The 12,033-nt window shown below is 71.7% G+C and carries 10 protein-coding genes; all 10 read right to left on the reverse strand.

Annotation, left to right across the window (positions count from 1 at the left end; genetic code table 11):
- Window positions 1-71 precede the first annotated feature (71 nt).
- Window positions 72-1,409, reverse strand: a complete 1,338-nt coding sequence (gene chrA / locus ACE3Q3_RS09365) for a chromate efflux transporter (RefSeq protein ID WP_374444902.1) — start codon at window positions 1,407-1,409, stop codon at window positions 72-74.
- A complete protein-coding gene (locus ACE3Q3_RS09370; protein ID WP_374444905.1) occupies window positions 1,406-2,230 on the reverse strand; it encodes a chromate resistance protein ChrB domain-containing protein in 825 nt (274 codons plus the stop codon). Before ACE3Q3_RS09370 ends, chrA begins: the two co-directional genes overlap by 4 nt.
- Window positions 2,231-2,348: 118 nt before the next feature.
- Complete coding sequence (locus tag ACE3Q3_RS09375; RefSeq protein ID WP_374444907.1) at window positions 2,349-3,281, reverse strand: LysR family transcriptional regulator; 933 nt, start codon at window positions 3,279-3,281, stop codon at window positions 2,349-2,351.
- Window positions 3,282-3,318: 37 nt separating this feature from the next.
- Window positions 3,319-4,119, reverse strand: a complete 801-nt coding sequence (locus tag ACE3Q3_RS09380) for an ABC transporter permease (protein WP_374444910.1) — start codon at window positions 4,117-4,119, stop codon at window positions 3,319-3,321.
- Window positions 4,112-4,954, reverse strand: a complete 843-nt coding sequence (locus ACE3Q3_RS09385) for an ABC transporter permease (protein ID WP_374444914.1) — start codon at window positions 4,952-4,954, stop codon at window positions 4,112-4,114. The genes ACE3Q3_RS09380 and ACE3Q3_RS09385 overlap by 8 nt, the downstream gene beginning before the upstream one ends.
- Window positions 4,938-6,020, reverse strand: a complete 1,083-nt coding sequence (locus tag ACE3Q3_RS09390) for an ABC transporter ATP-binding protein (protein WP_374444917.1) — start codon at window positions 6,018-6,020, stop codon at window positions 4,938-4,940. The genes ACE3Q3_RS09385 and ACE3Q3_RS09390 overlap by 17 nt, the downstream gene beginning before the upstream one ends.
- Before the next feature lies 1 nt (window position 6,021).
- On the reverse strand, window positions 6,022-7,101 hold the full coding sequence (locus ACE3Q3_RS09395) for an ABC transporter substrate-binding protein (RefSeq protein ID WP_374444920.1): 1,080 nt from the start codon (window positions 7,099-7,101) through the stop codon (window positions 6,022-6,024).
- Complete coding sequence (locus ACE3Q3_RS09400; RefSeq protein ID WP_374444924.1) at window positions 7,098-9,245, reverse strand: acetate--CoA ligase family protein; 2,148 nt, start codon at window positions 9,243-9,245, stop codon at window positions 7,098-7,100. The genes ACE3Q3_RS09395 and ACE3Q3_RS09400 overlap by 4 nt, the downstream gene beginning before the upstream one ends.
- 210 nt (window positions 9,246-9,455) lie before the next feature.
- Window positions 9,456-11,159 carry a peptide ABC transporter substrate-binding protein gene (locus tag ACE3Q3_RS09405; RefSeq protein WP_374444927.1) on the reverse strand — a complete coding sequence of 568 codons (1,704 nt, stop codon included), beginning with the start codon at window positions 11,157-11,159 and terminating at the stop codon, window positions 9,456-9,458.
- Between the two features lie 103 nt (window positions 11,160-11,262).
- Window positions 11,263-12,033 (reverse strand): TauD/TfdA family dioxygenase (locus ACE3Q3_RS09410; protein ID WP_374444931.1); only part of this gene is annotated, 771 nt, incomplete at its 5' end.

A 12,033-nucleotide genomic window follows, 5' to 3' on the forward strand; every position in this document is an offset into this window, starting at 1 on the left:
CGTTCGCGTCCGTTGCGCTGCCCCCGAGCCTAGCGTGCCGGCGGCCGGCCCGGCAACGCCGGCAACCCCCGTCAGATTCGCCCCGCCGCCAGGTGCAGCCCGAGGCCGGCGACGGTCGCGACGCCGAGGGTGCGGACGACGCCGAAGCGCAGGCGGAACAGGCAGATCGCGGCCAGGACGGCGATCGCGGCCGCGGCCGGATCGAGGCTCGCCGGCACCGGCACGTCGATCGCCAGCGGGCCCGCCCGCACCTCGCGGATGTCGGCGAAGAGCACGCGCAATCCGAACCAGAGGGCGAGATTGGCGATCACGCCGACGACGGCGGCGGTGACGGCGGCGAGCGCGCCGCCGAGCTGGCGGCTGCCATGCAGCCGCTCGACCGCGGGTGCGCCGAGGAAGATGAAGGCGAAGCACGGGGCGAAGGTGACCCAGAGCGTGACCACCGCCGCCGCGACGCCGCCCATGAGCCCGCCGTCGCGGAAGCCGGCGAGGAAGCCCACGAACTGCAGCACCAGGATGAGCGGGCCCGGGGTCGTCTCGGCGAGGCCGAGGCCGGCCAGCATCTCGGACGCCGTCAGCCAGCCGTATCCCTCGACCGCCTCCTGGGCGACATAGGCGAGCACCGCATAGGCGCCGCCGAAGGTGACGACCGCCATCTTCGAGAAGAACCACGCGACGTCGGCGTAGACTCCGGCCGAGCCGGCGGCCAGTGCCGCGACCGGCACGAGCCAGAGCGCCACCGCGATCCAGCCGGCCCGCCGGGCGGCGGGGGCCATGCGGGCGGGACGGCCGGGATCGGCCGCCAGCGCCGCGTCGAGGGCGGTCGCGGGCCCGCCGTCGCCGGCGACCCCGTGCCTGCCGGCGACGACGGCGTCGGGCACCAGGAAGCCGACCACGGCCGCGGCCAGCACGACCAGCGGGAAGGGCACGCCCAGCGTGTAGAGGGCGAGGAAGGCGAGCGCCGCCATCGCCCAGGCGACCGCCCCCCGGAGCGCCCGCCGCGCCACCCGCAGCAGGGCCTCGACCACCAGCACGAGGACCGCCGCCTTGAGGCCGAAGAACAGGGCGGCGATCGCCGGCACCGCACCCAGCGTCGCATAGACGGCCGAGAGCGCGAGCATCACCAGCGCCCCCGGCAGCACGAAGAGCACGCCGGCGGCGAGGCCGCCGCGGACGCCGTGCATCAGCCAGCCGAGATAGGTCGCGAGCTGCTGCGCCTCGGGCCCGGGCAGCAGGGTGCAGAAGTTGAGCGCGTGCAGGAAGCGCCGGTCGGAGACCCAGCGGTGCTCGTCGACCACCGCCCGGTGCAGCATCGCGATCTGGGCGGCGGGCCCGCCGAAGGACAGCAGCCCGACGCGGAGCCAGACCCGCAGCGCCTCGCCGAAGGAGGGCAGGCCGCCGGCGCTCATGCGCCGGCTCCGGCGGGCCGCACCGGCCAGTCGTGCGTCTCGCCGGTGGCGTCGCGCGCCCAGCGGTAGAAGGCGTCGTAGAGCCCCATGGACGCATCGAGCTGCGCCAGGTCGTCGCGGTACATGCGCGACAGCCCGAGGGAGGCGGCGAGGAGCCCCGCCGACTGCGGCGCGAGCGCGAGCCGATCGGTGTCGGCGCCGCGGACGATGAGCGCCAGCCGGTCGAGCGCCTCCGAGGCGAGGCCGAACTCCGCCAGCATGACGTCGAACGTGCAGGCCTCGCCGCGGTGGCTCCAGAACGTGTCGGGAATGTCGAACGGCGTCGCGCCGAAGCGGTCGGCGACGGCCGCCACCTCCGCGGCGGCGACGAAGAGGAAGACGGCCCGCGGATCGACGAAGCGGCGGATCAGCCAGGGGCAGGCGATGCGGTCGATCTTGGGCCGGGCCCGGGTGACCCAGAGGGTCCGTCCCTCGGCGTCCGGCCGCGGCAGCGCGTCGGGCCGGACGAGCAGTCCCCCGGCCTGCGCCCACGCCTCGAAGCCGCCGTCGAGGGTCTCGGCGCGGGCGCCGGCATGGCGCAGCCAGGCGGCCACGCCCTGGCTCAGCTTGAGGCCGCGCTGGCAGACGACGGCGACCGGGCGGCCGCGGCAGGTTTCCGCCCACTGGGCGACGTCGCGATGGCTGCGGCGCCGGGCGCCGGGCAGCATGCGCGGGTCGGCCGCATGGTCCTCGTCGATGCGGACATCGACGATCTCGGGCGCCTCGGGCGTGCCGACGAGGCGGGCCAACTGGGCAACGGTGATGGATTCGGGGCCGGGCATGGACGTCCACTCCTTCCGATCGGGAAGTTGACAGACGCGATACCTCGGCCGAGGCCTCACGGGGCGATCGCGGACGGGCCCCCTTGGACCGGAGGATGCGCCGAGCCGCGCCGGGCTGTCAATCGCTCCGTTCGGGCGGCAGCACGCCCGGGTGGGTCCCCACCAGTTCCGCCGCCACGGTCGCCAGCGTGCGCACGAAGTTCTGCGCGACCGGCGTCAGCGGGCGGAGGCGCGAGGACAGGGCATTGAGGGTCAGCCGGATCTCCGGCTCCAGCGGCACGACCACGAGCTCGGGCAGGTACTCGCCGAAGGGGAAGAGGGAATCCACCAGCGCCACGCCGACCCGGTTGCGGACGAGCGAGGCGGCGAAGAAGGCTTGGTTGGTGAGCACCGTCTGCTCCATCACCACGCCGCAGTCGCGGAAGGTCTCGCGGATGCGGTCGCCCGTGGGCGCGCCGGGATGGAAGGTGATGATGCGCTCGTGCGCGAGGTCGTTCGGCGTCACCCGCGGCCGGTCGGCGAGGGGATGGCCCGGCGGCAGGATGCACACGACGCGGCCGTGGCAGAGGCGCGCCGCGACGACCAGCGTGTCGTCCGGGATCGCCTGCACCAGCGCGAGGTCGGCGCGGTTGCTGCGCACGCGCTCGATGATCTCCGGCGTCGGCATGACGACGGCGTCGAAGCGCACGCCCGGGTTCTCGGTGCCGAAGCGGCTCATCGCCGCCGGCAGCAGCAGCGTCCCGAGGACGGGCGCCGAGGCGACCCGCACCTCGCCGGCCCGGCCCTCGCGCAGTTCCGCGGCGCGCTGGCGGAAGGTCGCCATGTCGCCGAAGATGCGCTCGATCTCGGGGAAGAGGTCCTGGGCCTCGCGCGTCGTGTGCAGCCGGCCGTTGGCGCGGCTGAACAGCGTCATCCCGAGGTCCTGCTCGATGGCGCCCAGGATCTTGCTGGCGGCGGGCTGCGACATGCCGAGCCGGCGGGCGGTCTCGCTCACCGACCCGGTCCGGATCATCGTCCGCAGCACTTCCAACTGGCGCACGTTCATGTCCATGACAGGACCATGAATCACGCCGGCCGGCAAACCGCGTTCAGCGCGGCACCGCCTTGGCGCCGAACCGCGAGACGATCAGCAGGGCGACCACCACCAGCGCGATCTGCAGCACCGAGATCGCCGCCACCGTCGGGTCGATCTCGTTCTGGATGTTGTCGAACATCTGCTTCGGCAGGGTCTTGGTGGTGCCGCTGAGGAAGAGCGCGACCACCACCTCGTCGAACGAGGAGAGGAACGCCAGGACCGCGGCCGAGACGATGCCGGGCCGGATCAGCGGCAGCGTCACCCGGACGATGGCGCCGATGCGGCCGACGCCGAGGCTCATGGCCGCCTGCTCCAGCACCGGGTCGACCGTGCGCAGCGCCGCCGACATGACGGCCAGCACGAAGGGGATGGCGAGCACGGTGTGGGCGAGGATCAGCCCCGCCTCGTTGCCGGTCAGCCGCAGGCGGGCGAAGAGGCCGTAGATGGCGATGGCGATGATGATGTGCGGCACGATCATCGGGCCGCTGCCGAGCCGCTCGACGAGGACGCGGCCGCGGTAGCGTCCGCGCACGACGCTGTAGGCGAGCGCGGTGCCGAGGACGAGCGACAGCATCGTCGCGCCGGTGGCGACCCGCAGGCTGACGAAGGTCGCCTCGATCCAGGACGGGTCGTCGAGGTAGCGGCGGTACCATTGCAGCGACCAGCCGGGCGGCGGGAACTGCAGGTAGCGGGCCGAACTGAAGGAGATCGGCACGATGATGAGGAGCGGCAGCAGCAGCATCGCGAAGACGGCCGCCGTGTAGCCGCGGAGCAGGCGCCGCAGCCATGGGCGCATGGCGTTGCCGTCAGCCACGGGCGGCCTGCACGCGGTTGGAGGCGGCCTGGACGACGAGCGTCGCCACCAGCAGCACCATCGAGAGCGCGCTGGCGAAGCGCCAGTCGAGCAGGGCCTGCACCTGGTTCTCGATGACGTTGGCGATCATCACGATGCGGCCGCCGCCGAGCAGCGCCGGGGTGATGTAGAAGCCGAGCGAGATGATGAAGACCAGGGTCGCGCCGGCCAGCACCCCGGGCCAGGTCAGCGGCAGGTAGACGCGGGTGAAGGTCTGCCAGCCGCTGGCGCCGAGCCCGTCCGCGGCCCGCAGCAATTCGCGGTCGACGCGGACCATGACCGAATAGACCGGCAGGATGAACATCGGCAGCAGGACGTGGGCCATGGCGACGATGACGCTGGGCAGGTTGTACATGAGCGCCAGCGGCCGGTCGGTGAGGCCCCAGTCCATCAGCGTCCGGTTGACGATGCCGCTGCGGCCGAGCAGCACCATCCAGGCATAGGTGCGGACCAGCACGCTGGTCAGCATCGGGATCATGATGCAGGCGAAGCCGACGGCCGCCCAGCCGCGCGACAGCGTCGTCAGAACGTAGGCGACGGGGTAGCCGAGGAGGGCGCAGGCGACGGTGACGATCGCCGCGATCTCGAACGTGTCGAGGAAGACGCGGACATAGAGCCCGTCCGTCACCGCCTTCTCGTAGGCCGCGAGCGAGCCGCCCTCGACCGACAGCAGCAGCAGCCGCAGCACCGGCCCGACGAAGAGCAGCAGCAGGAACAGCATCGCCGGCAGGCCGAGCAGGAACGGCCCGCCCGGCCTCGGCAGCCGCGGACGCCGGCCGTCAGCCGGCGATGACATGGACGTCCTCCGCCGGCCAGCCGATGGCGACGCGGTCGCCGGGCGACACCCGCCCGACCGGCACGCCGGCGAGGGGCCAGACCGCGGTCAGGCTGCGGCCGCCGTCGCGCAGCAGGTACTTCTGGGTCTGGCCGAGATAGGCGACCTCCTCGACCGCGACGGTGCGCCGGTTGTCGGCCGTCTCGCCCTCGGCCAGCAGCCGCACATGCTCGGGCCGGACGAGCGCGGTCACCGGGCCGCGGTCGGGCGCGGCGGCGGCGACCATCCGCGTCTGATCCTCGAGGTCGAGGAGGGAGCGGCCGCCCTCCGTGCCCGCGACCGAGCCGCGCCACAGGTTGGATTCGCCGATGAACCCGGCCGCGAACACGGTGCGCGGGCGGGCATAGATCTCGTGCGGGGCGCCGAGCTGCTCGATCGTGCCGCCGTTCATCACGGCGATGCGGTCCGACATCAGGAGCGCCTCCTCCTGGTCGTGGGTGACGAAGATGGCGGTCAGCCCGAGCCGGCGCTGCAGCCGCCGGACCTCCTCCTGCAGCTGCTGCCGCAGCCGGCGGTCGAGCGCGCCGAAGGGCTCGTCGAGCAGCAGCAGGCCCGGGTCGAAGACGATGGCGCGGGCGAGCGCCACGCGCTGCTGCTGGCCGCCCGAGAGCTGCGAGGGCATCCGCGCCTGGTAGCCGTCGAGCTCGACGAGGGCGAGGGCGGCCTCCACCCGCCGGGCGATCTCCGCCCGCGGCACGCGGCGGACCGAGAGCGGGAAGGCGACGTTGCGCTCGACCGTCAGGTGCGGGAACAGCGCGTAGTTCTGGAACACCATGCCGATGTTGCGCCGGCCCGGCGGCGTGTGCGTCACCTCCGCCGGGCCGATGCGCACGGTGCCGCGGTCCGGCACCTCGAACCCGGCGATGATCTTGAGCAGCGTCGTCTTGCCGGACCCGGACGGGCCGAGCAGGGTGAGGAACTCCCCCGGCTCGACCGCCAGGTCGACGCCCCCGATCGCGACCACGGGGCCGAAGCGCTTCTCGATCCCGGCCAGATGCAGCGGCTGGGACAGGCTGGTCGACGCCATGTCAGCGCTGGAGGAGCCAGCGCGCGAAGCGCTCCTCGACGGCACCGCCGTTGGCGGCCCACCATTCGTCGTTGGTCCACGCGACCTTGGGCAGGTTCTCGGGCGAGGTCGGGAAGAACCGGTGCGACTCCTTGCTGACATAGTCCCAGGACTTGGGATGCGAGCCGGGATAGCCGACCTGCTCGGCATAGGCGGCCTGGAGCTTGGGGTCGTTCATCACCGCCAGCATCTTCTGGCCCCAGTAGGCGTGCGGCGTGCCCTTGACGACCCCGAAGGTGCCGATCTTCACCATCGACCCCGTCCAGGCCGCGTCGATGCCGCTGCTCGGGTCGCGCTGGAGCTTGTAGAAGCGCCCGTTCCAGCCGCTCGTCATCACCACCTCGCGGTCGATCAGGAGCTGTGCCGGCTGCTGCCCGGCCGTCCACCAGACGGCGATGTGCGGCTTGATCTCGTCGAGCTTGCGGAAGGCGCGGTCGAGGTCGATCGGGTAGAGCTTGTCGAGCGGCACGCCGTCCGCCTGGAGGGCGAACTCCAGCGTGTCGATGGCGCGGCCGCGCAGCGAGCGCGGTCCCGGGAAGTTCTTCACGTCCCAGAAATCGACCCAGTTCTGCGGGTACTTGCCGTTCTTGAAGGCGTCCTTGCGGTAGCCGAGCGTCGTCGAGTAGATGCCGCGCGCCAAGGTCACCTTGCGCTCGCCGAGCGCGCCCGGCAGCGCGTCCATGTCGACGATCTTGCGGTCGATCGGCTCGAAGAGGCCGAGCTTCTCGGCACGGATCGCGTCTTCGCCGCCGACCTCCGAGATCGTCCACTCGATATTGCCGGATTCGACCATCGCCCGCAGCTTGGCGAGGCTGACCGGGCCGCTCTCCACCACCTTGATGCCGTAGAGCCGCTCGAACTCGGCGTAGTAGGTCTTCCGCGTCGCCACCAGCGTGTCGCCGATCGAGGCATTGACGACGATCTGGCGCGGCTTCGGCGGTTCCTGGGCGCGGCCGGCGCCGGGCAGCATGGCGGCCGTCAGCGACAGCCCGGCGATCCAGCGGCCGGCCTCCCGGCGGCTGATGCGCTTGGTCTCGGTCATGGCGTTCTCCCTGTTCGGCTCGTTGGCGATGCGGGTGGAGCGGCCGCCTGGGCGACCATGGCGACGTCGACCGCGACGGCCGCGTCGGCGGTGACGATGACGGGATTGAGGTCGAGCTCGGCCAGCGCCGGGCCCATGGCCGCGGCCAGCCGGCCGACCGCCACCAGCAGGTCGACGAGGAGGTCGCGGGCGAGCCTGCGGCCGCGATAGCCGGCGAGGATGCCCTTGCGGTCGAGGCGCCGGACCATGCCGTCGGCCAGGGCGCGGTCGAGCGGCGCCAGCTCGACGACCGGCGGGCCCATCGCCTCGGCATAGATGCCGCCGAATCCCAGCAGCACGGCGGCGCCGACCGCGGGGTCGGTCTTGATGCCGACGATGAGCTCGATCCCGCCCCGCACCATCGCCTGCGCGCGGAAGCGGGCGATGCCCGGAAGGCGCGCCGCCATCGCCGCCGCGGCAGCGGCGAGCGCATCGGCGTCGGCGAGATCGAGGACGACGAGGCCGGCGTCCGACTTGTGCAGGCAACCCGGGATCTCGCCCTTCAGCGCGACCGGGAAGGACAGGCCCGGCGCCCGCCGGCGCAGCGCCTCGGGATCGGGCGCCGCGATCTCCGGCACGAACGGGACGGCGCAGCGGGCGAGGAGCGTGCGCGCCGCGTCGTCGTCGACGGGACCGGGCGGCAGCGAGACCGGTGCGGGAGGCGGCGCTTCGATGGCGGCGGCCCGCGGCAGGTCGCCCACATCCCAGAAGGTCCGCAGCGCGCTCAGGGCGGTGTGCGGCTCGCGGCAGGTCAGCACGCCGCCCTGCCGCAGCTGGGCCAGCACCGGCTCGACCATCGGTCCCGCCTGCCAGCAGACGAGATGGGGCTTGGCGGCGGTCCGCGCGAATTCCGGCAGTACCGGGACGATGTCCTCCATGTAGCTGAACAGCGTCTCGGCATAGATCGTGGCGCCGACGTCCGGATCGGCGTCGAGGATCTCCAGGGTCCGGATGACGTCGAGGTAGCCGGCGCGCGGCCGGCCGCGGCCGCCAGCATCGATCGGGTTGGCCGGGTTCTGCTGGTTGGTCTCGGCCCGGATGCGCGCCACCGTCGGCGGCGACAGGGCGGCGGCGCGCAGGCCGTGGTCGACGATGCGGTCGCCGAGGGCCGCCGCATAGCCGCCGGACAGCGAGCAGGCGGCGACCCCGGTGCCGGGCTGCGGGCGGTGGCGGGCGAGCAGCATCCCGCCCAGCAGCAGATCGTCGATGTCGTCGACGGTGACGATGCCGTTCCGCCGGTAGGCCGCATCCTTGACCTGGCGGTCGCCGACGATGCGGCCGCTGTGCGACTGCGCCGCCGCCGCGCCGGCAGCCGAGCGGCCGGGCTGCAGCAGCAGGACCGGCTTGCCGCGCTCGCGGGCGAGGCGGCCCATGGCCAGCAGGGCGCCATAGTCGGCGACGCTCTCGGCGTAGATGCCGATCACCCGGGTCGCCGGGTCGTCGACAAGGAAGCGCAGGTAGTCGGGCGTCGTCAGGTCGAACTCGCCGCCGCTGGAAACGAGATGGCTGAAGCCGCCGCCCAGCGTCCGGGCCCGCTCGATCAGGGACGAGACGATGCCGCCGCTCTGCGAGACGATGCCGATCGGGCCGCGCGGCAGGCCGCTGTCGTCGACCGCGGTCGAGATCGTCGCGGCTGCCCCGGTTTCGGGCGAGACGATGCCGACGCATTGCGGGCCGACGATGCGTGGCCAGCCGCCGCGGGCGAGCGCCAGGATCTCCCGGCCCAGCCGCTCGGCCTCGGGCGCGCCCTTCGGCACGACGTCGCCGACGGCGATGAAGAAGCCGGCACCGCGGCAGGCGCGGTAGACGTCGAGCAGCCGGTCCGGCCCGACGAAGGCCATGACGATGTCGATCGGCTCGCGGAGGTCGGCGACATCGGCGACGCAGGTATGGCCGAAGACCGTCTCGTATTTGGGATTGACCGGCAGGATGCGGCCGCGGAAGCCGGCCCACATGGTCGCCTGCAGCGAGCGCGCGACGTTGCGGCCCGGATCCTCGCTGGCGCCGACGAAGGCGATAGTGCGCGGGTCGAAGAGGCGCCGCAGGTCGACCCCGGCCGAACCCGCCTGCTCCGATCCGGGCCCGTGGACCGCCACCCTTGCCATCGCCTCCGCCGCCTCCCGCTGCAACGGCGTTCAGGGTGGGTCCTGGCGCGAGCAGGGGTCAAGTAGCGGACTGGTTATGCGTCATTTCCAAAAATGAATGGCAGTCGACGCGGAAGTCCTCGGTCGACAATTCGACCCGCCTGGTCGAGAAAACGGCAAGAAAACTGCGGCGATGCCGGGGCGGGCGAACCCGCCCCGGCGCGTCCGCGGTCAGGCGGCCCAGTACCAGCTGCGGATGTTCCAGCAGTTGGACCGGTAGTTCACGTTGGCCTCGTAGCCGATGAGGTTCGCCTTCGTGCCCTCGGTCTGGACGTACTGGTAGATCGGCAGCAGCGGCAGGTCGCCGCGGAACAGTTCCTGGACCTTCAGGTAGTTCTTTCGGCGCTGCTCGCGGTCGACCAGGCCGACGCTCTCCTTGAGCAGCGCGTCGACCTGCGGGTTGGAATATTGCATCGTGTTGGCGCCGGTGCCGGTCCTGACCGGGATGGCCCAGCTTCCCAGCCGGTCGCTGACATCGGGATCGGAGCCGACGCCGAAGGCGGAGCCGACGACAACCGTGTCCCACTCGCTCTTGCGCCAGTAGTCGCCCCACATGACGGCCGGCGGGAAGTTCTTGATCGACAGCTTGACGCCGATCTGCTGCCAGTTCTGCTGCACGACCTGCTGCATCTGCTCGCGGAGATGGTTGCCGGCGGTCGTCGAGTTCGAGAACTCGAGCCGGACGCCGTTCTTCTCGCGGACGCCGCCCTGGCCGGGCTTCCAGCCGGCATCGTCGAGGAGCTTGATCGCCGCCTTCGGGTCGTACTTGTGCTTCGGCAGGTCGGGGTTGTAGGCCCAGGACTGCTGCGGCAGGTAGGTTTCGGTCGGCCGGTGCGCCCCATAGTAGATGTCGCGGATGATCGATTCCTTGTCGAGCGCAAGGTAGAGCGCCTGGCGGACGGCCAGTTCCTGGAACTGCGGCCGGCCGTTGTTCAGCGACAGGCTCTCCAGGAACGGCATCGGCGCCCGGAAGAGCTTGACCGTCTTGACCTTGCTCACCTCCTCGAAGTTGTCGGGGGTGATGCCCTGGATGCCGACGGCGTCGACCGCACCGGTCATGAACTGGGTCTTGAGGACGATCAGGTCGGGGATGTACTTGAAGATCAGCTTCTCGACGTAGGGGCCGTCGCCGAAGTACTTGTCGTTCGCTTCCAGCATCAGGTAGTCGCCGGGGCGCCGCTCTGCCCACTTGAAGGGGCCGGTGCCGACCGGCTTGTTGTTGAAGGGCGAGTCCTTGGGATCGCCGCCTGCGCCGAGGATGTGCTTGGGCACGATCATGGTCCAGGCGAGGATCGAGAAATAGGGCGCGAAGAAGCGCTCCAGCTTCCAGCTGATCTCGGTCGGGCTGACGACCTGGATGTCCTTCACGAGCGCGTGGCCGTTGCGGCTCATCGCCGGGAAGTTCGGGTTTTGGATCAGCTCGATCGTGTACTTCACGTCCTCGGCCGTGAAGGGCTTGCCGTCGTGCCAGGTGACGCCGGAGCGGAGCTTGATCTTCCAGGTCAGGCCGTCGGCCGACAGGCCGCCGTTCTCGACCGTCGGGATCTCGCTCGCCAACTCGGGCACGAGGTTGCCTTTGGCGTCGAGCGACCAGAGCGGGCTGAAGAGGTTGAGGTGGACGCCGTCGTCGACCTCGATGCGGGCGCGCAGCGGATTGAAGACGGTCGGTTCCTGCGAGAGCCCGACGACGATCTGGCCCTTGCGGGTCCCCTTGGGCGGCTTGGCGGCCTGCGCCCAGGCGGGGCGGTGGGCGGGCAGGGCGGCTGCCAGCCCGCCCAGCGCGGCCATGCCGAGGAACTGGCGGCGGGGCAGTTGCAGCGACGAGGCTCCGTGCCGCGACCCGCTGCCGGGCCGGTCGTTGTCATGCTCGTTCATCCGATCCTCTCCTGTCTCGGGTCCGTGCCCGTCCGGTGGTGCCGTGTCGTATCGCCCGTCTTGTCGGCTGCGGGATTGTCCGGTCGCGTCGTCCGGCCGGCGGTCAGTTCGCCGCCGGCTGCGGCTCGGGCCGCCAGTCGGCGGCGCTGCGGTAGCGCTGGGATGGCGCGAGGCGCGGCAGGACCGTGGCCCGGCGCCGGCGCTCCTCCTGCTCGGCCGCCAGCTTCGCCAGGTACTCGGTCGGCATGTCCATGAAGGGCGTCCGGCGCTTCGCCCAGTGGTGGCAGTCGGCGAGCGTCATGAAGATCTGATTCTCGGGCCGTGCCGGCCACTCCGGGACATGCAGCCACAGGCGCAGCAGGTGGCGGCGGCGCTCGACGTCGTCATGGTCCTCGTAGTCCGTGCGGCCATGCATGATCGCGCGGTTGTTGAGGAACTGGATGTCCCCCTCCTCGAAGTTCATGTCGAGGAAGAACTCCTCCGACCGGGCCTGGGCCTGGAGCACGTCGAAGGCCTCGATCTCCTCGGGCGTCAGCGTCACGCCGCCGAAATGCACCGCGTAGCGCAGGCAGCCGGTGTCGATGACGCAGGAGATGCGGCCGTCGCGGATGCCGAAGACCGGGATGCGCTCGGCGCTCTGCGGCGGCTGGAGGGAATGCTGGGCGTCCATCTCGTGGTTGCGATGGTAATAGCCCCGCATCAGCACCGCGAGCAGGTCGGGACGATTCTCCACGAACCAGTTGTAGAGGGCCGCGACGCTGACGATGCGGCTGGCGCCGCCCGACTTCGCCGCCCGGAGGCACATCAGCGAGACGATGTCGCAGGCCGAGCCGTCGATGTGGAAATGCTGGCCGCCGCCGGCATTGTAGCCGCG

Source organism: Allostella sp., assembly GCF_041913585.1.
Taxonomy (GTDB): Bacteria; Pseudomonadota; Alphaproteobacteria; order ATCC43930; family Allostellaceae; genus Allostella.